General features: G+C 60.6%; 20 protein-coding genes and 1 pseudogene. 6 read left to right on the top strand and 15 right to left on the bottom strand.

Annotated elements, in window-relative coordinates; all coding sequences use genetic code 11:
- Positions 1-2: 2 nt before the first annotated feature.
- A complete protein-coding gene (gene nagZ / locus C4J88_RS07460) occupies positions 3-1,013 on the bottom strand; it encodes a beta-N-acetylhexosaminidase (protein ID WP_124406601.1) in 1,011 nt (336 codons plus the stop codon).
- 135 nt (positions 1,014-1,148) lie between these two features.
- Positions 1,149-1,856: a TetR/AcrR family transcriptional regulator gene (locus C4J88_RS07455; protein WP_124370034.1), complete on the bottom strand. Its 708-nt coding sequence runs from the start codon at positions 1,854-1,856 to the stop codon at positions 1,149-1,151.
- A 263-nt stretch (positions 1,857-2,119) separates the two neighbouring features.
- Between C4J88_RS07455 and lexA the strand changes: the two genes are divergently transcribed.
- Positions 2,120-2,728: a transcriptional repressor LexA gene (lexA, locus tag C4J88_RS07450; protein WP_003172575.1), complete on the top strand. Its 609-nt coding sequence runs from the start codon at positions 2,120-2,122 to the stop codon at positions 2,726-2,728.
- A 10-nt stretch (positions 2,729-2,738) separates the two neighbouring features.
- Entirely contained in the window at positions 2,739-3,212 is a 474-nt protein-coding gene (sulA, locus tag C4J88_RS07445; RefSeq protein ID WP_124366271.1) for an SOS-induced cell division inhibitor SulA, read from the top strand.
- A 23-nt stretch (positions 3,213-3,235) separates the two neighbouring features.
- Here sulA and C4J88_RS07440 read toward each other — a convergent pair whose 3' ends face one another.
- From C4J88_RS07440 to C4J88_RS07410, 7 genes are all read right to left on the bottom strand, one after another.
- Entirely contained in the window at positions 3,236-3,469 is a 234-nt protein-coding gene (locus C4J88_RS07440) for a hypothetical protein (protein WP_124361797.1), read from the bottom strand.
- A gap of 63 nt (positions 3,470-3,532) precedes the next feature.
- Positions 3,533-4,054: a DUF6586 family protein gene (locus C4J88_RS07435; protein WP_124361796.1), complete on the bottom strand. Its 522-nt coding sequence runs from the start codon at positions 4,052-4,054 to the stop codon at positions 3,533-3,535.
- Positions 4,055-4,289: 235 nt separating this feature from the next.
- Complete coding sequence (topA, locus tag C4J88_RS07430; RefSeq protein WP_124366269.1) at positions 4,290-6,911, bottom strand: type I DNA topoisomerase; 2,622 nt, start codon at positions 6,909-6,911, stop codon at positions 4,290-4,292.
- A gap of 114 nt (positions 6,912-7,025) precedes the next feature.
- On the bottom strand, positions 7,026-7,262 hold the full coding sequence (locus tag C4J88_RS07425; RefSeq protein ID WP_124366268.1) for a DUF1653 domain-containing protein: 237 nt from the start codon (positions 7,260-7,262) through the stop codon (positions 7,026-7,028).
- A 95-nt stretch (positions 7,263-7,357) separates the two neighbouring features.
- Complete coding sequence (gene fadA / locus C4J88_RS07420) at positions 7,358-8,533, bottom strand: acetyl-CoA C-acyltransferase FadA (RefSeq protein WP_124361793.1); 1,176 nt, start codon at positions 8,531-8,533, stop codon at positions 7,358-7,360.
- Positions 8,534-8,562: 29 nt separating this feature from the next.
- Entirely contained in the window at positions 8,563-10,710 is a 2,148-nt protein-coding gene (gene fadB / locus C4J88_RS07415; protein WP_124370032.1) for a fatty acid oxidation complex subunit alpha FadB, read from the bottom strand.
- Between the two features lie 473 nt (positions 10,711-11,183).
- On the bottom strand, positions 11,184-11,621 hold the full coding sequence (locus C4J88_RS07410; RefSeq protein WP_124370031.1) for a hypothetical protein: 438 nt from the start codon (positions 11,619-11,621) through the stop codon (positions 11,184-11,186).
- A gap of 105 nt (positions 11,622-11,726) precedes the next feature.
- Between C4J88_RS07410 and C4J88_RS07405 the strand changes: the two genes are divergently transcribed.
- Positions 11,727-12,167, top strand: a complete 441-nt coding sequence (locus C4J88_RS07405; protein WP_057704695.1) for a universal stress protein — start codon at positions 11,727-11,729, stop codon at positions 12,165-12,167.
- A 183-nt stretch (positions 12,168-12,350) separates the two neighbouring features.
- On the opposite strand, the gene C4J88_RS07400 is transcribed toward C4J88_RS07405, so the two are convergent.
- Positions 12,351-14,270 (bottom strand): ATP-binding cassette domain-containing protein, encoded by a 1,920-nt coding sequence (locus tag C4J88_RS07400; protein ID WP_124406600.1) that lies wholly within the window; start codon positions 14,268-14,270, stop codon positions 12,351-12,353.
- Between the two features lie 213 nt (positions 14,271-14,483).
- Between C4J88_RS07400 and C4J88_RS07395 the strand changes: the two genes are divergently transcribed.
- Entirely contained in the window at positions 14,484-16,412 is a 1,929-nt protein-coding gene (locus C4J88_RS07395) for a transglycosylase SLT domain-containing protein (protein WP_124406599.1), read from the top strand.
- An 81-nt stretch (positions 16,413-16,493) separates the two neighbouring features.
- Here the strand turns inward: C4J88_RS07395 and C4J88_RS07390 are convergent.
- Both C4J88_RS07390 and C4J88_RS07385 read right to left on the bottom strand, forming a co-directional pair.
- Positions 16,494-17,249 (bottom strand): annotated as a pseudogene (locus C4J88_RS07390) (Fic family protein); the annotation flags it as partial.
- Positions 17,250-17,312: 63 nt separating this feature from the next.
- Positions 17,313-19,079: an ABC transporter transmembrane domain-containing protein gene (locus tag C4J88_RS07385; RefSeq protein WP_124406598.1), complete on the bottom strand. Its 1,767-nt coding sequence runs from the start codon at positions 19,077-19,079 to the stop codon at positions 17,313-17,315.
- A gap of 245 nt (positions 19,080-19,324) precedes the next feature.
- Between C4J88_RS07385 and C4J88_RS27375 the strand changes: the two genes are divergently transcribed.
- Positions 19,325-19,498: a PA1571 family protein gene (locus C4J88_RS27375; RefSeq protein ID WP_164485237.1), complete on the top strand. Its 174-nt coding sequence runs from the start codon at positions 19,325-19,327 to the stop codon at positions 19,496-19,498.
- Between the two features lie 54 nt (positions 19,499-19,552).
- On the opposite strand, the gene pdxB is transcribed toward C4J88_RS27375, so the two are convergent.
- The gene (gene pdxB, locus C4J88_RS07380; protein ID WP_124406597.1) at positions 19,553-20,695 is read right to left on the bottom strand and encodes a 4-phosphoerythronate dehydrogenase PdxB; all 1,143 of its coding nucleotides are present in this window, start codon (positions 20,693-20,695) and stop codon (positions 19,553-19,555) included.
- Positions 20,696-20,954: 259 nt separating this feature from the next.
- Here pdxB and C4J88_RS07375 point away from each other — a divergent pair, with 259 nt between their 5' ends.
- Entirely contained in the window at positions 20,955-22,358 is a 1,404-nt protein-coding gene (locus tag C4J88_RS07375) for an MATE family efflux transporter (RefSeq protein ID WP_124406596.1), read from the top strand.
- 107 nt (positions 22,359-22,465) lie between these two features.
- On the opposite strand, the gene tusA is transcribed toward C4J88_RS07375, so the two are convergent.
- Both tusA and rlmM read right to left on the bottom strand, forming a co-directional pair.
- Positions 22,466-22,711, bottom strand: coding sequence for a sulfurtransferase TusA (tusA, locus tag C4J88_RS07370; protein ID WP_124406595.1), 246 nt, complete (start codon positions 22,709-22,711; stop codon positions 22,466-22,468).
- Between the two features lie 21 nt (positions 22,712-22,732).
- Positions 22,733-23,809, bottom strand: coding sequence for a 23S rRNA (cytidine(2498)-2'-O)-methyltransferase RlmM (gene rlmM, locus C4J88_RS07365; protein WP_124406594.1), 1,077 nt, complete (start codon positions 23,807-23,809; stop codon positions 22,733-22,735).
- Positions 23,810-23,866 lie beyond the last annotated feature (57 nt).

Here is a 23,866-nt window from a genome sequence, read left to right as displayed (position 1 = left end):
TCTTATTCAATCAGCTGAGCGTCTCGCAACGCTCCAAGGGCTGCCAGCCAGCGCGGATCCTGTTTGTAGTCAGTCGAGGCACTTGCATGCCCCCGCATACGCGCAATGCGAGCCGAAGGTGTGACCTTCATCCGCTGGGCTGCAGTCAGTGCAAGCTCGGCAGCCGCGCGGTCATTGCACACCAGCCCCATGTCACAACCAGCAGTGAGTGCCGCCTCGATCCGACTGGCCGCATCACCCACCACATGGGCACCGGCCATGGACAGGTCATCACTGAAAATCACCCCGTCGAACTGCAGCTCACCGCGCAGGATGTCCTGCAACCAGCGGCGTGAGAAGCCGGCGGGCTGGCTGTCCACTTGCGGGTAGATCACATGCGCGGGCATCACGGCGGCCAATTGCTTGCTCAGGCGTGCGAAAGGCACCAAGTCATTGGCGCGAATCTGTTCCAGGCTGCGCTCGTCGTTGGGAATCGCGACGTGGGAATCGGCCTCGGCCCAACCGTGACCCGGAAAGTGCTTGCCGGTGGCGGCCATGCCCGCGCTGTTCATGCCGCGGATAAAGGCACCGGCGAGTACGGCGGCGCGCTCGGGGTCGCCTTCGAACGAGCGGGTGCCGACCACGGCGCTGCGCTGGTAATCCAGGTCGAGCACTGGAGCGAAGCTGAGGTCCAGGCCCACGGCGAGTACTTCGGTGGCCATGATCCAGCCACATTGTTCGGCCAGGTACTCGGCGTTGGGGTTATCCGCCAGCGCGCGCATGGCCGGCAAGCGCACGAACCCCTGGCGCAGACGCTGCACCCGGCCGCCTTCCTGGTCAACCGCCAGCAGCAGGTCCGGGCGCACCGCACGAATCGCCGCGCTCAATTCGCGGACCTGGCGCGGGTGTTCGATATTGCGCGCAAAGATGATCAAGCCGCCCACTTCAGGTTGGCGCAACAGATGGCGGTCCTCGGCCGTCAGCCAGGTACCGGCAACGTCGACCATCAAAGAACCTTGCAGGGCAGCAGTCATAAACCTTCCTTAAATAACGCGCACAACCCGTCATCCCTACCGGTTACGGTAAGCACGACGGGTTGCGCGTAAATAGCTGAAATCGGCATGGCGGCTAGCTTAGCGGATGCAAGCGGCCGCGCACACCCGCAGCGGTCAAACCTTGGCGAGGCTGGGTGTGGACTTGCTGCGCGGGCGCAGTTGAGCCACCGCCATCGCCTGATCGGTCACACCGGTTTCGGCGCGCATGCCAGCGGCGAGGAACGGCACCATCAGGCGCATCACCTGCTCGATGGAGGTGTTGACGCCGAAATCGGTCTCGGCAATCGCGCGCAGCGCCTTGATCCCGGACATGCTGAAGGCCGCGGCGCCGAGCATGAAGTGCACACGCCAGAACAGCTCGATCGGTGGAATACGCGGGGCAGCTTCATTGACCAACAACATATAGCGACGAAACACCTTGCCGTACATGTCTTCCAGGTAACGACGCAGGTGCCCCTGGCTCTGGCTGAACGCCAGCCCCAATAGACGCATGAAAATAGACAGGTCGTTACCGCTGCGCGGCTGAACCACCAGGGCTTGCTCGACCAGGATTTCCAAAAGCTCTTCCAGGCTTGGCTTGTTATCCGCCTTGGCCTGGCGACGCTCCAGCTCGCGGTCAAGACTGGCACAGAACGGCCCCAGGAAGCGCGAGAACACCGCCTGGATCAGGGCTTTTTTTGAGCCGAAATGGTAGTTCACGGCGGCGAGGTTAACCCCAGCCTTGCTGGTGATCAGCCGCAATGAAGTTTCAGCAAATCCTTTTTCCGCGAACAATTGCTCGGCAGCATCGAGAATGCGTTCAACGGTTTCCGACTGGGCCATGGCTACTCCGCCTGACAAACACTTGTTTGAAACATACGTTTCAGGGTATGTCTTGTCAAGCCTGCGTGTCCGTTTTCCGGCCGGGCAGTCATCTAATTCGTCGCTATTTAATCACATCTTTCATGGCCTGTAGGCAGCGCTACCTCTGCCCCGCAGTACGGATGATGGATGACCGTCCAGCGGAGCCGTTCAAAAGGATCATTGCCAAGCGCCGTTCACTGTATATAATCCCAGTCACTGTATAAAAAGACAGAGCGATCAACATGCTAAAACTGACGCCACGCCAAGCTGAGATTCTGGCTTTTATCAAGCGCTGCCTTGATGACAACGGTTACCCACCGACACGCGCCGAAATTGCGCTGGAGCTGGGTTTCAAGTCTCCCAACGCTGCCGAGGAACACCTCAAGGCCCTCGCGCGCAAAGGCGCGATCGAGATGACCCCTGGGGCTTCGCGCGGTATTCGCATCCCTGGCTTCGAAGCCAAGGCCGACGAATCGACACTGCCGATCATCGGTCGAGTGGCCGCGGGTGCGCCGATCCTGGCGCAACAGCACGTCGAGGAATCTTGCAACATCAACCCGACCTTCTTTCATCCGCGCGCCGATTACCTGTTGCGGGTGCACGGCATGAGCATGAAGGACGTGGGTATTTTCGACGGCGACCTGCTGGCCGTTCACACCACCCGCGAAGCCCGCAATGGCCAGATCGTCGTGGCGCGGATCGGCGATGAGGTCACCGTCAAGCGCTTCAAGCGTGAAGGCAGCAAGGTCTGGCTCCTGGCCGAGAACCCGGAGTTCGCGCCGATTGAAGTGAACCTCAAAGACCAGGACCTGGTGATCGAAGGCTTGAGTGTCGGCGTCATTCGCCGCTAAAGGAGACATCATGCAGCTCGTGCACACCCCACAACACACACAACTGTCGCTGTTCGAGGCCTTTATGGCTCAACCCCTTGCGCCCATCCTCAAGGAAACGGTCGAAGCGCCGTGGAGCTGCGAACCTGAGGTATTCAGTGAATTGTCGTTGCGTGGGGCTGCCGGGAGCTGCTTGAGCCTGCTGGCGCCGATCCTGCGCGAACTCAGTGAGGAGCAGGACGCGCGCTGGTTGACGCTGATCGCCCCGCCCGCCAGCCTGACCCAGGCTTGGCTGCGGGATGCCGGCCTCAACCGTGAGCGTATTCTGTTGCTGCAGCCACGGGGCACGCAAAGTGCCCAGCAGTTGACCTGCGAAGCCTTGCGCCTGGGCCGTAGCCATACGGTGGTGAGCTGGCTGAACCCGTTGAATGCAACGGCCAAGCAGCAGCTGATCAGCGCCGCGCACACGGGCGATGCGCAGAGCTTGAATATTCGACTGGGGTAAGAAGTGAGCGGGTTACCCAGGGCTCAGTGAAGAACCTTTGGGCCATCTTCCTTCTCCGGCTCGCCTTCAGCCAGGCGACCGGCCATTTGCACGCCAACGCTCAACATCGCTTTAGCCACTTCCACATGCTGGCCTTGCAGGAACGCTTTTGCGTCTTCGGAAAAGTCCAGAATGACCAGAGAACCTTCGTCCTCGGCCCGACGCAGCTCGATTCGGCCGTCAGGCAGTTCAACAATTTCCAGAAAGGACGTTGGCATAAAAGTCTGTTCTCCACGAAAGCGCGGGATTATATCAGTGTTGTCGCGTGCAGGCGTGCCCGCTCAGCACTCGCTCAAACCTTCGCGAAAGCGCAACGCCAGCTTTTTCAGTTCCTGACGCCAGCTTTCCAGCTCTTCACGGCTCAAAGGCTTGGGCTCATCCGCCTCCAATGCAACCGCCACGATCAATGGCTGCGTCACATCACCCTTGGGTACATGGGGAACGCGGGGCGGCTGGAACATGTCGGCGTGCGCCTTGAGCAGGCGGGCTACCCAACTGTCCGGGCTCTGGGCCATTTCCACCAGTTCGGCCAATTCCGGGATAGCCATGGTTTCCAACACGTCTCGGGCCATGATCATTTCCGCGCGGGGCGAACCGGCCTGGGGCAAGCGGTAGAACCCGGCGATTTCATGGCATAGCCCCAGCAAGGCGCCATACAGGTGAAACAGAGCGGCTTCACGCCCCGCCTGGACCAGCGCGATGGCATTCATCTCCTTGCCCGCCTCGGCACGACCAAGGGCTTCCAGGGATAACCCCGCGAAGTAAATTTTCTGGTTGGTACGGGTATAGAGTTCGTTGGCCATGACGGCAATCTCCACAACGAATGAGGCGTGATGCTGGCTGTGTAGGAGCGAGCTTGCTCGCGAAAAACTTGAGAGCACCACTGTGTATCAGATTTCTCGCGTCATCGTTAACTGCAAGTGCCATGAGGCAGATCCAAATGTGGGAGGGGGCTTGCTCCCGATGGCGATGCATCAGTCATAGGTATGTTGACTGATACATCGCTATCGGGAGCAAGCCCCCTCCCACATTGGACTATCAAGCGCCCTGACGCTTGTCCTCGACCTTCCACTTGCCGCCGTCGTAGAACGCCTTCCAGCCGGTAGGCTTGCCGTCGACTTCGGTCTGCACGTACTGCTCCTTGGTTTTGCGGCTATAGCGGATCACGGCTGGGCGACCATCCGGGTCCTTCTTCGGCGCTTCACACAGGAAGTGGTACTTCGGATCGATCTCATCCTTGTGCGGTACGATTTCCAGCACCAGCGGGGCACGGGTCTCGCGGTTTTTCGGGAACTGGCTGGCTGCCAGGAACAAGCCCGAAGCGCCGTCGCGCAGGATGTAGGTGTCGTTGACCTTCTCGCACTTGAGCTCAGGCATCTTCACCGGGTCCATCTTCGGCGGCGCCGCGTCACCGCTCTTCAGCAGTTTGCGGGTGTTCTTGCAGGTCGGGTTGGTGCAACCGAAGAACTTGCCGAAACGACCGGTCTTGAGCTGCATCTCGCTGCCGCACTTGTCGCACTCCAGGCTCGGACCTTCGTAGCCCTTGATGCGGTAGGTGCCCTCTTCAATCTCGTAACCGTTGCAATCCGGGTTGTTACCGCAGATATGCAGCTTATGCTTTTCATCCAGCAGGTAAGCGTCCATCGCCGTGCTGCAGATCGGGCAACGGTGCTTGCCACGCAACACCAGCGACTCGGATTCACCCTCGTCATCCGCCGCGATTTCATCGCCCGGCACCAGGTTGACGGTGGCCTTGCAGCGCTCTTTGGGCGGCAGGCTGTAGCCCGAGCACCCCAGGAACACGCCGGTGGACGCTGTACGAATCTGCATCGGCCGGCCGCAGGTGAGGCACGGAATGTCGGTCATGACTGGCTGGTTGGCACGCATGCCGCTCTCAGGGCTCTCGGCCACTTCGAGTTTTTTCTTGAAGTCGCCGTAGAACTCGTCCAGCACGCTCTTCCAGTCGCGTTCGCCCTGGGCCACGTCATCGAGGTTCTCTTCCATGCCGGCGGTGAAGCCGTAGTCCATCAGGTTGGAGAAACTTTCGGACAGACGCTCGGTGACGATGTCACCCATTTTTTCCGAATAGAAGCGGCGGTTGTGCAGCGCCACGTAGCCACGGTCCTGGATGGTGGAGATGATCGCCGCATAGGTCGAAGGACGACCGATGCCGCGTTTCTCCATCTCTTTTACCAGGCTGGCTTCCGAATAACGCGCCGGCGGCTTGGTGAAGTGCTGGGACGGGTCGAGCTTGATCAGCTTCAACGTATCGCCCTGGGCCATGTCCGGCAGCACATCGTCGTCGCCAGGCTTGGCGATTTGCGGCATTACACGGGTATAACCGTCGAACTTGAGGATCCGGCCCTTGGCGCGCAGCTCAAAGTCGCCCGCCCCCACGCTGACGGTGGTGGACAGGTATTGCGCAGGCAACATCTGGCAGGCCAGGAACTGGCGCCAGATCAGCTCGTAGAGGCGCTCGGCGTCGCGTTCCATGCCGCTCAGCTTGCTCGGCTCGGTGTTGGCGTCGGAAGGACGAATCGCTTCGTGAGCCTCCTGGGCGCCCTCTTTGCTGCTGTAGACGTTTGGCTTTTCCGGCAGGTACTTCTTGCCGAACTCGCTTTCAATATAAGTACGCGCCATCGCCACCGCGTCTTGCGACAGGTTGGTGGAGTCGGTACGCATGTAAGTGATGTAGCCGGCTTCGTACAGACGCTGGGCCATCATCATGGTTTTCTTCACACCGAAGCCCAGGCGGTTGCTCGCGGCCTGCTGCAGGGTGGAGGTGATGAACGGCGCCGACGGCTTGCTGCTGGTCGGCTTGTCTTCGCGCTTGACGATGCTGTAGCTGGAGGCCTTGAGCTTCTCCAGCGCGGCCATGGCCTGGGCTTCGTTCAGCGGCTTGAAGGCCTCGCCTTTTTCGCGGGCCACTTCAAAGCGCACGTTGTTGCCCTTGGCAGTGCCGAGGTCAGCGTGGACTTCCCAATATTCTTCGGGATTGAACGCACGAATCTCGCGCTCACGCTCCACCACCAGCTTCACCGCCACCGACTGCACACGGCCGGCGGACAGGCCACGGGCGATTTTTGCCCACAGCAGCGGCGAGACCATGTAGCCCACGACGCGGTCGAGGAAGCGCCGCGCCTGCTGGGCGTTGACGCGGTCGATGTCCAGCTCGCCCGGCTTGGAGAAGGCTTCCTGGATGGCTTTCTTGGTGATTTCGTTGAACACCACGCGCTTGTAGCGGCTGTCATCACCGCCGATGGCTTCGCGCAGGTGCCAGGCAATGGCTTCCCCTTCGCGGTCCAAGTCCGTCGCGAGATAGATGGTGTCGGCATCTTTGGCGAGCCGGCGCAGCTCTTCGATGACCTTTTCCTTGCCCGGAAGGATTTCGTACTTGGCCTTCCAGCCATGATCCGGGTCCACACCCATGCGGGAGACCAGCTGCTTGCGCGCTTTCTCTTTAGGCGTGAGCACCGGACCTTCGCCCGCGGCCGCCTTGCCGCGCTTGGCGGCAGGCTCCTTGCTGGCGCTAGCCGAACCGCTGGTGGGCAGGTCTCGGATATGGCCGATACTCGACTTCACCACGTACTCGTTGCCCAAGTACTTGTTGATGGTCTTGGCCTTAGCCGGGGATTCCACAATGACCAGCGATTTGCCCATGGATCGGAAAATTCCTGAATTCGAGAAGTGAAAGGCAGTTGGCGCCTGTCGCGGCAACGCTATATATAGTGGCAACAAGGTGAGGTCAAGCGCAGCATTTTGCCCGACCCGCCGTTATTGCCCTTTAAAAAGACTGGGTTCGGCCTGGACCAAAGCAAAGCGCGGGACCTGCTCGCCGTCAACCTCGACGGTCTCCAGGAACATGCTCAACGGGCGTACCCAAAAGCCGTAATCGCCATACAGTGCTTGGTAGAACACCATTTCTTCTTCGGTCTCGGAGTGCTGCGCCAGGCTGAAAACGCGGTACTGCGGCCCCTTGTAATGCTGGTAGAGCCCGGGTTCGACTTTCATGCTCTGGCCCTCTTACAAAATTTATTGAAAAAAAATTAAAAATTCCAAAAAACAAAAGCCGGGGCACTGGGCCCCGGCTTCCGTCAACCCAACGCTTAGACGCGTTCGAAGACGGTGGTAATGCCTTGGCCGAGGCCAATGCACATGGTTGCAACCCCAAGGTTACCGCCATTTTGCTTCATCACGTTCAGCAATGTGCCGGAGATGCGGGCACCGGAGCAACCGAATGGGTGGCCCAGGGCAATCGCGCCGCCGTGCAGGTTAACCTTCTCATTCATCTTGTCGAGTACTTTCAGATCTTTCAGCACTGGCAGGGCCTGTGCGGCGAAAGCTTCGTTGAGCTCGAAGAAGTCGATATCGGAGATGGTCAGGCCCGCGCGCTTCAAGGCTTTTTGTGTGGCCGGTACTGGACCATAGCCCATGATCGCCGGGTCCACACCCGCCACGGCCATCGAGCGGATCACCGCCAGCGGCTGGATTCCCAGGTCCTGGGCACGCTGCGCCGACATCACGATCATGCACGAAGCACCGTCGGTGATTTGCGACGACGTACCGGCAGTCACGGTGCCACCCTTGGGATTGAAGGCCGGCTTGAGCGCCGCCAGGCTTTCCAGGGTGGTGTCCGGACGAATGGTTTCGTCGTAGTCGAACAGTTTCAGGAAACCGTTCTCATCGTAGCCGTTCATCGGGATGATTTCATCCTTGAACTTGCCTTCCACGGTCGCCTTGTGGGCGAGTTGGTGGGAGCGCAGGCCGAACGCGTCCTGGGCTTCGCGGGTAATGCCGTGCATCTTGCCGAGCATTTCTGCGGTCAGGCCCATCATGCCCGAGGCTTTTGCCGCGTACAGCGACATATGCGGGTTAGGGTCGACGCCGTGCATCATGCTGACGTGGCCCATGTGCTCCACGCCGCCGACCACGAACACATCACCGTTACCGGTCATGATCGCCTGGGCGGCAGTATGCAGCGCGCTCATCGACGAACCGCACAGGCGGCTCACGGTCTGGCCGGCCGCGGTGTGCGGGATCTGGGTCATCAAGGAGGCCATGCGCGCGATGTTCCAGCCCTGCTCCAGGGTCTGGTTCACACAGCCCCAGATCACGTCTTCGACTTCGTTCGGGTCAACCTTGACGTTGCGTTCCAGCAGCTTGCTGATCAGGTGCGCCGACATGTCTTCGGCACGGGTGTTGCGGTGCATGCCGCCCTTGGAGCGGCCCATCGGCGTACGACCGAAGTCGACGATCACGACGTCTCTTGGATTCAAGCTCATAAATATTCTCGCTCTAGTCGATTGGGCGCTTAACCGAAGAAGCTCTGGCCATTCTTGGCCATTTCACGCAGCTTCGCGGTCGGGTGGTACAGCGGGCCCAGATCAGCGTATTTGTCAGCCAGGGCAACGAACTCGGCCACACCGATCGAGTCGATGTAACGCAGCGCACCACCACGGAACGGAGGGAAACCAATACCGTACACCAGGCCCATATCGGCTTCGGCGGCGGTCTCGACGATGCCGTCTTCCAGGCAACGTACGGTTTCCAGGCACAGGGCGATCATCATCCAGTTGATGATGTCCTCATCGGACACCTCACGCTGCTCGTAGATGACGGGGGCGAGTACTTCGTGCACCGACGGGTCGGCCACTTTCTTCTGCTTGCCCTTCTTGTCGGCCTCGTAGGCGTAGAAGCCCTTGCCGTTCTTCTGGCCCAGGCGCTTGGCTTCGTAGAGTGCGTCGATCGCCGAGCGGCGGTCGTCTTTCATACGGTCCGGGAAGCCTTCAGCCATGACGTCGCGACCATGGTGGCCGGTGTCGATGCCGACCACGTCCATCAGGTACGCAGGGCCCATTGGCCAGCCGAATTTTTCCATGACTTTGTCGATGCGCACGAAGTCCACACCGGCGCTGACCAGTTTGGCGAAACCGCCGAAGTACGGGAACAGTACGCGGTTGACCAAAAAGCCCGGGCAGTCATTGACCACGATCGGGTTCTTGCCCATTTTCTTGGCGTAGGCAACGGTGGTGGCAATGGCCAGCTCGCTGGACTTCTCGCCACGGATCACTTCCACCAGCGGCATCATGTGCACCGGGTTGAAGAAGTGCATGCCGACGAAGTTTTCCGGACGCTTGAGGGCCTTGGCCAGCAAGCTGATGGAAATGGTCGAGGTGTTGGAAGCCAGGATGGTGTCGTCTTTGACCTGGGCTTCGACTTCAGCCAATACCGCTTGCTTGACCTTCGGGTTCTCGACAACGGCTTCGACGACCAGGTCGACGTGGCCGAAATCGCCGTAGGACAGCGTAGGACGAATGCCGTTAAGCACTTCAGCCATTTTCGCAGCGGTCATACGACCTTTATCGACGCGGCCCACCAGCAGTTTGGCGGCTTCCGCCAGGCCCTGCTCGATGCCGTGCTCGTTGATGTCTTTCATCAGGATCGGCGTGCCTTTGGACGCCGACTGGTAAGCGATGCCGCCGCCCATGATACCGGCGCCCAATACGGCGGCCTGTTTCACGTCCTTGGCGATTTCGTCGTAGGCCTTGGCCTTTTTCTTCAGTTCCTGATCGTTCAGGAACAAGCCGATCAGGCTCTGTGCAGCCGAGGTTTTCGCCAATTTGACGAAGCCTGCCGCTTCCACTTCCAGGGCTTTGTCGCGACCGAAGTTCGCGGCCTTCTGGATGGTCTTGATCGCTTCGACCGGTGCCGGGTAATTCGGGCCGGCTTGGCCTGCCACGAAACCTTTGGCGGTTTCGAACGACATCATTTGTTCGATGGCGTTGAGCTTGAGCTTTTCGAGCTTGGGTTGACGCTTGGCCTTGTAGTCGAATTCGCCGCTGATGGCGCCCTTGATCAGGTTCAGCGCGGCTTCGGCCAGTTTGTCCGGGGCAACCACCGCATCGACGGCACCGACTTTCAGCGCGTCTTCAGCACGGTTTTCCTTGCCGGCGGCAATCCATTCGATGGCGTTGTCGGCACCGATCAGGCGCGGCAGGCGCACGGTGCCGCCAAAGCCCGGGTAGATGCCCAGCTTGACTTCAGGCAGACCGATCTTGGCGGTAGCGGACATGACACGAAAGTCTGCCGCCAGGCACATTTCCAGGCCGCCGCCCAGGGCGATACCGTTGATCGCAGCAACGGTGGGTACGTTGAGGTCTTCGAAATCGCTGAAAATCTTGTTGGCTTCGAGGTTGCCAGCCACCAGCTCGGCATCGGGCAGCTTGAAGTTGTCGACGAATTCGGTGATGTCAGCGCCGACGATGAACACGTCCTTGCCGCTGGAGACGATCACGCCCTTGACCGAAGCATCTGCTTTGATGGTGTCTACGGCCTGACGCAGTTCGTTCAGGGTTAGACGGTTGAACTTGTTGACGGACTCACCCTTGAGGTCGAATTTCAATTCGACGATGCCACTTTCAAGAGCCTTAACCGTGATGGCTTTACCTTCGTAAATCATCAACTGATCTCCACGATATGGAAGCTGAACAGTACACACCGGACGCTGGCCTCTGGTTGGACATTGACAACTGCATCAATGCTCACGCCAATCCGCCAGGCACACCCGCCAGTGCGATAGTCGGGGTTATGTCAGAGTCGCCTGTAGGACAAACGCTCAATTCATACGCCCGTTTGATTTGGGTACGCCACCTTCATCCAATTCCGAGCAATTGTCAATCGCTCCAAAGGCTAGGAAAAATGCGACTTTCCAGTCATTTCAGAACCTCGGCCACCCGCTCGCTACCCGTCAATATTGGAATATTCACAGGATCAATAATAGAAAAGTCGTCGGAAAAGGCTGTACGCAATGGGATATGCGGCTAGGCTAGCTGCAACCCAAATGCCTCAAATGAATTTACCGGCCTGCCTGGCCAACTCCAGCCCGATGATATGTCGGGCTTTTTATTGCCTGTTTTGTAGGAGCGCGCGGCGTCAGGCCAATGCCTTGAGCAGCGCATCAATATCCTTCAACACGCTCGCCTCGCCCTTCTCGCCCCAATACAAGGCGATCATTTGCTTGTCGGCCTCGATCTTGTACACGTTGGCCGGCAGCGTCGAAAAATACGGCAACAACCTTTCATCCACGCAGACCTCGCGCCATTGATTGACCCACACCCCCGGCTCCAACTGCCAGTAACTCCAGAGGGCCGGCGTGCTGCCGCGTCGTGGCCGGCAATACTGCGCGCAGGGGCTCGGCGGCTCTTGCTTGAGCCAGTGTGGCCACTCCTGGGGCGCCAGCTGCATGGCCAGCCCGATGCGGCGCGCCTCCATGCGCAGGGCCATGCGCCCGCTCTGATGGCGCGACGGGCGCAGCCATGCCAGAGGGCTCAGGACCACCACAAGGATTGACACCACTATCCAGACCGTCATATGTGTACTCCCGAATTTCTAGATGAGCGGATTTGACCTGAAGCAACCGCATCCGCTTGAAAGCAGCCATACTGAATTTATTGCAGTCCCCTGGAGGAACGCCCCATGCCCTACGAACATATTCTGGTCGCCGTCGACCTGACCGAAGAGTGCGATCCAGTGATCAAGCGCGCGCAGGAATCTGCATTGGCCAATGGCGCCATACTGTCGTTGGTGCATATCGTCGAGCCCATGGCCATGGCCTTTGGCGGTGACGTGCCGATGGACCTTTCCCAGTTGCAGCAACAACAATTTGACCAGGCCAAGGAGCGCCTGGATCGTTTGATTCTCAAATACCCGCACCTGAAAAAGGAAGACTGCCACCTGACATACGGCCAACCGCGCCAGGAAATCCACCACTTGGCCAAGGAAAAGGCTTGCGACTTGATCGTGGTGGGTAGCCATGGTCGTCACGGTTTGGCGTTGTTGCTGGGTTCTACTGCCAATGATGTACTGCATGGTGCGCCGTGCGATGTATTGGCGGTGAAGCTGGTCAAATCCTCTTAAGCCCTATGAGGACCAAATGTGGGAGGGGGCTTGCCCCCGATAGCAGTCTGTCAGTTTATACATCTGGTGACTGATACACCGCTATCGGGAGCAAGCCCCCTCCCACATGTTGACCGCATTTCATATAAAAAAGCCCGGCGCTCATAAAAGAGCGCCGGGCTTTTTTCATTGCGCGACGGTCACTCAGCCATCCAGCTCGGCCCAACGCTCAACCAGCACTTCCAGCTCCTGATTCAGTTTCTCCAGGGAAGCGATAACCTCGGCAGTCTCTGCCGCCGGACGCTGGTAGAAACCCGCGTCAGCCATTTGTGCTTCCACCGCGGCGATCTGTTGTTCCTTGGCGTCGATATCGCCCGGCAACGCTTCCAGCTCGCGCTGCAGCTTGTAGCTGAGTTTTTTCTTCGCAGAGGGTGCAGCTTCCGGTGCCGGGGCAGCAGCGGCCACGGGCGCGACGACTGCGGAGGTCAAGTCGGCCTTGCCGGACTTGCTCTCGGTTACGCCCAGCAGGCGCGGCGAGCCGCCCTGGCGCAGCCAGTCCTGATAACCACCGACGTACTCGCGCACCTTGCCTTCGCCTTCGAAGACCAGGGTACTGGTGACCACGTTGTCGAGGAATGCCCGGTCGTGGCTGACCATCAGTACGGTGCCGTTGAAGGTCAGCAAGACCTCTTCCAGCAGTTCGAGGGTTTCCACGTCGAGGTCGTTGGTCGGTTCATCGAGCACCAGCAGGTTCGCCGGTTTGCTGAACAGCTTGGCCAGCAGCAGGCGCGCACGCTCGCCACCGGACAAGGCTTTCACCGGTGTACGCGCACGTTGCGGGCTGAACAGGAAGTCGCCCAGATAGCTGAGTACGTGGCGGCTCTGGCCGTCGATGTCGATAAAGTCGCGGCCTTCGGCAACGTTGTCGATCACGGTTTTTTCCAGGTCCAACTGGTGGCGCAGCTGATCGAAGTAGGCCACGTCGATGCGAGTGCCCTCTTCCACCGTGCCGTTGGTCGGCTGCAGACCGCCGAGCATCAGCTTGAGCAAGGTAGTCTTGCCGGTACCGTTGGCGCCCAGCAGGCCGATACGGTCACCGCGCGCCAGGACCATGGAGAAGTCCTTGATCAGGAACGGGCCGTCCGGATGATGGAAGCTGACGTTCTCCAGCACCATTACCTGCTTGCCCGACTTGTCGGCGGTATCGAGCTGGATATTGGCCTTGCCGGTGCGTTCACGCCGTTCGCTGCGCTCAACCCGCAGCGCTTTCAACGCACGCACGCGGCCTTCGTTACGGGTGCGGCGCGCCTTGATACCCTGGCGGATCCAGACTTCTTCCTGGGCCAGCTTCTTGTCGAACAGGGCGTTGGCGGTCTCTTCAGCCGAGAGTGCAGCTTCCTTGTGCACCAGGAAGCTGGCGTAGTCGCCGTTCCAGTCGATCAGGCCACCGCGGTCCAGTTCCAGGATGCGCGTAGCCAGGTTCTGCAGGAAGGACCGGTCGTGCGTGATGAACAGCACGGCGCCCTGGAAATCCTTGAGGGCTTCTTCGAGCCAGGCGATAGCGCCGATGTCCAGGTGGTTGGTCGGTTCGTCGAGCAGCAGCAGATCCGGCTCGGACACCAACGCCTGGGCCAGCAGCACGCGCCGACGCCAGCCGCCGGACAATTGGGCGAGGGTCTTGTCGGCGGGCAATTGCAGTCGGCTCAGGGTGCTGTCCACCAGTTGCTGCAGGCGCCAGCCGTCACGGGCTTCGAGGTCTTGCTGGACGTGCATCAGCTTGTCCAGGTCGGCTTCGGTGACGCAGTTCTGCGCCAGGTGATGGTATTGCGCAAGCAATTCGCCAACGCCGTCCAGGCCTTCGGCAACCACGTCGAACACTGTCCGCTCGTCGGCTACCGGCAATTCCTGCGGCAATTCGCCGATCTTGAGGCCTGGGGCACGCCAGACAGAGCCTTCATCGGGCTTCTGGTCGCCTTTTACCAGCTTCATCATGCTGGACTTGCCGGTGCCGTTGCGGCCGATGATGCACACCCGCTCACCACGGGCGATCTGCCAGGACACCTTGTCCAACAACGGCATAGCGCCGAAAGCAAGGGACACATCGCTGAATTTGAGCAGGGTCATACACTTCTCCAAAAACTGGGCGCGCATTCTACCTGAGTTGAGGGTGGGATGCGGCCAGCATTTTCGCTGCCGACACGTTCAGCAGGACATTTGCCGCGAACTTGAACCAACCGGCCGGCAAAGCTTTCGCCGGCCGCTGGCAAAAGGCTAAGCTAGGGGCAATCAGTGTCGGCGGTGCCGGTGCTAGTCGTGATTTCTCTGCACGGACGTCTCATGCGCAGTCGCCTTTTCAACTTTTTATCCTGCCTGCTTCTCTCCGCCACCGCCGTTCAATCTGCCCAGGCCGTGGACCTCACCACCCAACGTCAATATTACGATGAAGCCAAACGCGCCCTGGCCAAGGGTGACAGCGGCCCGTACATGCAATACAGCCAGGCCTTGGCCGACTACCCGCTGACGCCGTACCTGGCCTATGACGAACTGACCGCGCGTCTTAAAACCGCGAGCAACCAGGAAATCGAACAGTTCCTCGCCAAAAATGGCGACCTGCCCCAGGCCAACTGGATGAAGCTGCGCTGGTTACGCTGGCTGGCCGAACGGGGTGACTGGCAGACCTTTGAAAAGTACTACGATGCCAAGCTCAATTTCGTCGAGCTGGACTGCCTGCACGGCCAGTTCCAACTGACCCACAACCTCAAGGCCGAAGGCTACAAGACCACCGAAAAGTTGTGGATGACCGGTAAAACCCAACCGGCGGCCTGTGATGCGACCTTTGGCCAGTGGGCAGCAGACGGACAGTTGACCGAACAAAAAATCTGGGACCGCGCCAAGCTCGCCGCCGAAGCGCGCAACTACGCGCTGGCCAACAGCCTGGTGAAAACCCTGCCAACGCTCGGCGCACAAGGCCGCCTGATGATCGACGTGGCGCAAAAGCCCGATATGCTCAGCGACCCGTCGCGCTTTCTGCCGGCCACCGAGGCCATGTCTGACGCCGTAGGCCTGGGCCTGCGTCGCCTCGCACGCCAGGACCCGGACAAGGCCATGGCCCTGCTGGACGGCTACGCCAGCAGCATGCACTTCTCCCGTGACGAAAAAGTCTCGATCGCCCGGGAAATCGGCCTGACCCTGGCACGCCGGTACGATCCTCGCGCCTTGGACGTGATGACCAAGTACGATCCGGAGCTGCGCGACAACACCGTCTCCGAGTGGCGCCTGCGCCTGCTGTTGCGCCTGGCGCGCTGGGAAGATGCGTACCAGTTGACCCGCAAGCTGCCGCAGGATCTGGCCACCACCAACCGCTGGCGCTACTGGCAGGCACGCAGCCTGGAATTGGCCGAACCGAAAAACCCGCAGGCGTTGGTGCTGTATAAAAACGTGGCCAAGGAGCGCGATTTCTACGGCTTCCTCGCCGCGGACCGTTCCAAGACCCCTTACCAACTGAACAACAAGCCGCTGGTGATGAGCCAGGCGCTGGTCAATAAAGTGCGCAATACCCCAGGCGTGCGCCGGGCCCTGGAGTTCTATGCCCGTGGCCAGATCGTCGATGGCCGTCGCGAGTGGTACCACGTCAGCCGTCACTTCAACCGTGACGAGATGGTCGCGCAGGCGAAGCTGGCCTACGACATGAAGTGGTACTTCCCGGCGATCCGCACGATCAGCCAGGCGCAGTATTGGGACGACCTGGACATCCGCTTCCCGATGGCCCACCGCGACACCCTGGTGCGCGAAGCCAAGGTGCGCGGCCTGCATTCAAGCTGGGTGTTCGCGATTACCCGCCAGGAAAGCGCCTTCATGGACGACGCCCGCTCCGGCGTCGGCGCCAGCGGCTTGATGCAGCTGATGCCCGGTACGGCCAAGGAAACCGCGCGCAAGTTCAGCATTCCCCTGGCCTCCCCGGCCCAGGTACTGGACCCGGACAAAAACATCCAGCTCGGCGCCGCCTACCTGAGCCAGGTGCACAGCCAATTCAACGGCAATCGCGTGCTCGCCTCCGCCGCCTACAACGCCGGCCCCGGCCGCGTGCGTCAATGGCTACGCGGTGCGGATCACCTGAGTTTCGACGTGTGGGTGGAAAGCATCCCGTTCGACGAGACCCGTCAGTATGTGCAGAACGTGCTGTCTTATTCGGTGATCTACGGGCAGAAGCTCAACTCACCGCAGCCGTTGGTGGATTGGCATGAGCGGTATTTTGATGATCAGTAAGGGAGGGAGCTTCAAGCGCTAAGTTTGAAGCGACAAGAAAATGCCCGCGCTATGCGGGCATTTTTTTTTATGAAGTTGTTACACCGCCTCGGCCAACGCCAGATTCAGGGCTTGCAACATGAACTCTACAAAAGGTGTCGCTTCTGCCTGCTGATCCGCCGCCGAAAGCGCCGCATAGTAGGCATCCTGCTGATCCCGGATGACTGCTTCCACTGGCAGGTAAGCCAGCACCGGGCGCCACTGGCTGAGTATCAACGTTTGCCAGAGCCGCCCCATGCGCCCATTACCGTCTGCAAATGGATGGATGAACTCGAATTCATAATGGAATACGCAACTGGCGATCAAAGGGTGCCAATCTGAAACTGACTGCCATTGCAGCAAGTCATCAATGAGGTGCGCCACGCGGCTCGCAGGCGGCGCCATATGCACCAGTTGTTCGCCACGATAAATGCCGACGCCTGATTGGCGAAGCCGTCCGGCATCGTCTATCAGTCCGAACATCAGCAGTTCGTGGGCTTTCAGCAGGTCGGCACGATCGCTCGGCGTCCATTGCGGCATCGCCTCATAGGCTGCAAACGCGTTGCGCACTTCCTGGATTTCCCGTGGCAGTCCCAATACCCGCTTCCCCTCCAGGACAGCGGTGACCTGCTCGATGCTGAGCGTATTGTTCTCGATGGCGAGCGAAGCCTGAATAGTACGAATCCTGTTATCGCGCCTCAACTGAGGCGTCTGGCGGCTATCGTCACCGACTGAGAGCTGGCCGATTTGCTCACTGATATCGGCCACCAGGGCCAGCATCTTTGTCGTCAGCGTCAACGGAGGTTGATAACGGCTCATATCCTCATCCAGATCATTATCGAAAAACCACATGATGCCCTAAGGCGTAGCCATACCGCAGCTTCATTGCACTTCCATACCCTCACTGAACTGCAACGCCGCCAACCGCGCATACAGCGGATTGCTCGCAATCAACTGCTGATGCGTGCCCACGGCTACCAGCTTGCCCTGGTCCATCACCGCGATCCGGTCGGCGTTCTTCACCGTGGCCAGGCGGTGCGCAATCACCAGGGTGGTGCGGCCCTGCATCAATTGCGGCAGGGCTTGTTGGATCAGGTGTTCGCTCTGGGCATCGAGGGCGCTGGTGGCTTCGTCCAGCAGCAGGATGGGTGCGTCTACCAGCAACGCGCGGGCGATGGCCAGGCGTTGCCGCTGCCCCCCGGAGAGGCCCAGGCCACCGTCGCCGAGGTGGGTCTGGTAGCCATCGGGCATTTGCAGGATGAAGTCATGGGCATGGGCGATGCGGGCTGCGGCTTCGACCTGCTCGCGGGTGGCCGTCGGGTTACCGTAGCGGATGTTGTCTTCGATGCTGCCAAAAAACAGCGCCGGGCTCTGGGATACCAGCGCGAAGTGGCGGCGCAGGTCCAGCGGGTCGAGTGCGGTCAGCGGCTGCCCTTCGAGCAGGATGCGGCCGTGCTGGGGGTCGTAGAAGCGCAGCAGCAAGTCGAAGAGCGTCGATTTGCCTGCGCCGGAAGGCCCCACCAAGGCCAGGGTTTCGCCAGGGTTGACGCTCAGGTTCAGGCCGTCGATGGCGTAGCTGTCTGGCCGTGACGGGTAGGAAAAGCGCAGGTCCTGCAGCTCCATGCGCCCGCTGACCCGTTCCGGCAGCCGTAGGCCACCGCTGGCCGGCGCCTGGATGTCGTTGCTCGACTGCAACAGTTCGCCAATCCGCTCCGCCGCACCGGCGGCCCGCTGCAGCTCGCCAAGCACTTCACTCAAGGTGCCGACAGCGCTGCCGACGATCAGGCTGTAGAACACGAACGCCGCCAGCTCACCGCCGGAAATGCGCCCGCTGATCACGTCCATCCCGCCGACCCACAACATCACGCCCACGGCACCGAGCACCAGCATGATCACCAGGGTAATCAGCCAGGAACGTTGCAGGATGCGTTTGCGGGCAGTGGTGAACGCTTCTTCCACGGTGAGGGCGAAACGCTGTTCGTCCTGCACCTGGTGGTTATAGGCCTGCACGGTCTTGATCTGGCCCAGGGTCTCGGACACATAGCTGCCGACATCGGCGATGCGGTCCTGGCTCTGCCGCGACAGGCTGCGCACACGTCGGCCAAAGATCAGGATCGGCGCCAGCACCAAGGGCAACGCCACCACGACAATGCTGGTGAGCTTGGGGTTGGTGATGAACAACAACACGATACCGCCGATGACCATCAGGGCATTGCGCAGGAACAGCGACAGCGATGAGCCGATCACCGATTGCAGCAGCGTGGTGTCGGTGGTCAGGCGTGACTGGATTTCCGAGCTGCGGTTGTTCTCGTAAAAGCCCGGATGCAGATAGATCAGGTGGTTGAACACCTGCCGGCGAATATCCGCCACCACCCGCTCGCCGATCCACGACACCAGGTAAAAGCGCGTGAACGTGCCCACCGCCAGGCCCACTACCAGCACCATGAACAGCGCGATGGACTGGTTGAGCAGGTGCGGTGACTGGGTCATGAAACCCTGGTCGACCAGCAGGCGGATACCCTGCCCCATGGACAAGGTGATGCCAGCGGTAACGATCAGCGCCAGCAGGGCACCCAGCGCCTGCCAGCGGTAGGGCGCAATGAAGCGGCTGGCCAGGCGAATCGCGCGGCGTTGTCGGACTGAGAACATTTAGGGCTTCACCAATGAGGAGACTATTGATCAACATTGGGGGAACTTGGGCAAATAGCAATGAGTCAGGTTAATTATGCCCGCCGATGCAAGCCCCTAGAGGCTATCGGTCTAAGACTGATCTGGAAATATGTGCCGGTTTCTGGTGGACTGAGTGTTCGAACCGATGATCGTGTAAGGAGTTGTAATAGCTCGGTCACGCGGGGGAATTAAAATAGGTACACAACCTGATGAGGAGACAGGCCATGACCTTGCAAAACAGCAGCGATGCCAAAATTGAAGTGATCCGCCAACCGCAGGAGCTGCCTTGCTCGTACATCGATGCCAAGGGCCGCGAAGTGCAGATTACCGAAGAAATGATCCAGCAAGCCTGCAGCGAACTGGAACAGCGCCTGGTCAAGCCTGCACAGCAAGGCTGAAGCGCCGACGCTCTTGCAAACCCGGCCCAGGTGGCCGGGTTTTTTATTGGGTGTTTAAACGCAGACCGCGCCCAGTGCGGTCACGATGTTCGATAACACGGCCGACTCACCGTTGATGCGCACCTTCAAGCCGTCAATCTCACGACGCTCCGGGTAATGCTTGCGCAACAGGTCGAATGCCTTGCGCTGCTCTTCTACCGTTCCTACAAGGCTACGACGCAAATCCGCATCGTCCCGGCGCGGGTCGTACACACTGCGGCACAAGGTCGCCAGCGCCCAGGCCGGGTCGGTCGACGCGTTCAAGTGCACCTCGGCCAGCCACGGTTGCGGCAGCAGGTCGCGCAAATGAATGCTCGGTTCCTGGCCCAGGTGCGCACAGAACGCCTGGTAGATCTGCGCCGTGCCGCGCTGCTTGCCGTCGAGGCTGTAGCCGGCGATATGCGGCGTGGCCAGCACGCACAGGTCAGCCAGGTCGGCATCCACCTGCGGCTCGCCTTCCCACACGTCCAGCACGGCTTGCAGGTCTTCGCGCTCCAGCAACACGTCGCGCAGCGCAGCGTTGTCCACCACCGCGCCTCGGCTGGCGTTGATCAGCCAGGTGCCGGGCTTGAGCTGCGCAAGGCGCTGGCGATCGAACAGATGCCAGGTGGAGCCATTGCCGGACTTGGTCAGCGGCGTGTGCAAGCTGATGACATCGCATTGCTCGATGATCTGCTGCAGGCTCACGTAATCAGCGTCTTCGGCGATCTGCCGTGGCGGATCACACACCAGCACGTTCCAGCCCAGGCCCTTGAGCACCTGGACCAGCCGCCCGCCGACCTCGCCGGCGCCAACGATGCCATAGGTGCGTCGGCTGAGGTCGGCGCCTTCGATTTCGGCCAGGGTCTGCAAGCTGCCCAGCACATAATCCACTACGCCCCGGGCATTACAGCCGGGTGCGCTGGACCACTGGATACCAGCCTGCCGGAAGTAATCGAGGTCCAGATGATCGGTGCCGATGGTGCAGGTGCCGACAAACCCCACCTTGGTGCCCTCGAGCAAGGCCCGGTTGACGTTGGTCACCGAGCGTACCAGCAGCACATCGGCCTGCTCGACCGTGGCGCGGTCAATGGAACGGCCGGGCACGCGGCGAATCTCGCCAAACCCCTGGAAGAATGCATCGAGCAGCGGAATATTTTCGTCGGCAACAATCAGCATGGCAGGCTCCTTTGGCGGATCAGCAGTGTACAGGCTTGCAGGGGTCCCATGTGCGAGGGGGCTTGCTCCCGATGGCGGTGGGTCAGTTGATGCATCTGTGACTGAGCCATTGCTATCGGGGCCAAGCCCCCTCCCACAGGGATTGGTGTGTTTAGTCGATCGTTTACAAATCCCCAACACAGGTTTTTTCCTGACCGTTGCGTCAAAGCGTAGAATCCGCCGTCCTTGCGACTGCCTTTTTTTTATTGGACACCTGTACGTGAACACTGCCACCGCTACCCTCACCCGCCCCGCCCGCATCAGCCGGGAAGTGCGCGACCTGCTGACGCTGGCCCTGCCGATTATCATCGGCCAACTGGCAACCACCGCGATGAGCTTTGTCGATGCGGTGATGGCCGGACGTGTCAGCCCCCAGGACCTGGCGGCGGTTGGCCTGGGTAACTCGATCTGGATCCCGGTCTACCTGTTGATGACTGGCACTCTGCTGGCTACCACGCCGAAAGTCGCGCAGCGCTACGGCGCAGGCAAGTACAGCGAAATCGGGCCATTGGTGCGCCAGTCTCTGTGGCTGGCCGTGGTGGTCGGCATCGCGGGTGCGCTGCTGTTGCTGTGCGCCGAGCCGGTGTTGCATGCGATGAAGGTCGAGCCGGCCCTGATCGAGCCGTCCATGGGCTACCTGCATGGCATCGCCGCCGGCATGCCGGCCATTGCGCTGTATTACGTGTTTCGCTGCTTCAGCGACGGCATGGGCCGTACGCGGCCGAGCATGGTCATGGGCTTGTGCGGGTTGGCACTGAACATTCCGCTGAACTACATCTTCATCTACGGCCATCTCGGCCTGCCGGCCATGGGCGGCGTAGGCTGCGGCTGGGCCACGGCGATTGCGATGTGGGTGATGATGCTCGGCTTGGCCGGCTGGACCCGCTGGGGCCCGGCCTACCAGAGCAGCGAATTGTTCAAGCGCTTCGACTGGCCACAATGGGCGGTGATCAAGCGTGTATTAGGGATTGGCCTGCCGATTGGCGTGGCGATCTTTGCCGAGTCGAGCATCTTCGCGGTGATCGCCCTGCTGCTGGGCAGCCTGGGGGCTACCGTGGTGTCCGGCCATCAGATCGCGCTGAATGTCAGTTCCCTGGTGTTCATGATCCCCTACTCCCTGAGCATGGCCGTCACCGTGCGCGTCGGCCAGGCCCTGGGCCGTGGCGAGCCGCGTGAAGCCCGCTTCGCCGCCGGGGTTGGCATGGGCACCGCGCTGGCCTATGCCTGCCTGTCCTGCAGCCTGATGCTGGTGTTTCGCGAGCAGATTGCGGCGATCTACACCCCCGACCCGGTGGTCATTCACCTGGCATCGATGCTGATCGTGTTCTCGGCGTTGTTCCAGTTTTCCGACTCGATCCAGGTGACCGCCGCCGGCGCGCTGCGCGGCTATCAAGACACCCGGGTCACTATGCTGCTGACCCTGTTCGCCTACTGGGGCGTGGGCTTGCCGGTGGGGTATGCCCTGGGGCTGACCGACTGGCTGGGCGAACCCAGCGGCCCAAGCGGCTTGTGGCAAGGCCTGATCGTCGGGCTGAGCTGCGCGGCAGGCATGTTGCTGGTACGCCTGGCGCGCAGTGCACGCCGGCGTATCCACGCTGACAAGGCGCTCACGCGCGCCCTGTAGGAGCGAGCTTGCTCGCGAAAAACCTGAGAGCGCCGCGTTAAACCAGAAGCGCTGCTTGATCGTTAGCGTTTTTCGCGAGCAAGCTCGCTCCTACAAGGGTTCGGCGGTCAATCGGCTTTCTTGCGGATCCAGTAAAGGTACGTGCCGGCGTCTTCCTGTTGACTGACAAGTTCATGCTCAAGGAACACGCAGAATTTGGGAATATCGCGGCGGGTCGACGGGTCGGTCGCGATCACCTTGAGCAGGCCGCCCGCAGGCAGGTCGCGGATGTGCTGGTGCAGCATCATCACCGGCTCCGGGCAATTGAGGCCGGTGGCGTCGAGGGTGCCATCGACGGGTAAATCAACGCTCATAGTTCACTCCTGACAGTGAGATCAGTGCTTTCTCGATTTCTTGACGTCCACCAGCCGGCGTAGATGGCAGGTGACTTCTTCGCGGTCGTGGTACAGCTGCTTGCAGCCGATCTCCACCCGAATGCCGCGTGCCTTGAAGCCATCCTCGATCCGCTCCAGCAGACGCTTCACTTCGGCATACCGCTGCTTCATCGGCAGCTTGAGGTTGACCACCGCCTCGCGGCAATACCCCTCGCCGATCCAGGTTTCCAGCAATGCCGCGTTGCGCGCCGGCTTCTCGACAATATCGCAGACCATCCAGTCCACCGGCTGCTTGGGCACGAAGGTAAAGCCGTCGGCCATCAAATGCTGCACCAGGCCGGTGTCCATCAGGCTTTCGGCCATGGGGCCGTTGTCAATGGCGGTCACCAGCATGCCCCGGTTGACCAGCTGCCACGTCCAGCCGCCGGGGGCCGCACCGAGGTCGACACCGGTCATGTCGCCATGCAGGCGCTCGTCCCACTGCTCGCGAGGAATAAAGTGGTGCCACGCCTCTTCCAGCTTCAAGGTCGAGCGGCTTGGGGCTTCACGCGGGAACTTCAAACGCGGGATACCCATGGGCCACATCGCTGAATTGTTCGATTCGGCCAGGCCCATGAACACTTCGCGGCCGCTCTTGAACGTCAGCAGCAGGCGCGGCTTGCTCGGGTCGTCCATCAGCCTGCCGGCGTTGAGCAAGGCTTTGCGCAGGTGAACCTCGAATTTCTTGCAGAAGTTCGACAGTTCCTTACCGTCGTTGGTATCGACCATCTCCAGCCACAGGCTGCCGCACACCGGGAATTCGCGCAGGTGGGCGAGGATCACGCTGATGCGGTCGGTTTCCGGCAGGTCGATGAACACCCCGCGCGCCCATTGCCTGGGGAAGATCAGCTCGGCGAAGCGCTGGCCGTGCATCAGGCGTTGCGCGCCGTCTTCTTCAGTGCAGACAAATTCGGCGCAAGCGCTGCCGGTCTTGGCCTTGGCGTAGCCGGAAACGTTCAGGCGCGCGGCATGTTCCGCGATCTCGGAACAGACCTCGCCTTCAAAACCCGGGCGGCAGTGCATAAAAAGGGTGTTCAATTGAATCTCCTGGCAACTGGATTGCTCTATCGCAATACCTGTCATGAAAACGCGCGC

Source organism: Pseudomonas sp. R4-39-08 (assembly GCF_003852275.1).
Classification (GTDB): Bacteria; Pseudomonadota; Gammaproteobacteria; order Pseudomonadales; family Pseudomonadaceae; genus Aquipseudomonas.
Note: the sequence above shows the minus strand (reverse complement) of the source record. Positions and strands in the feature narration are given on the sequence as shown.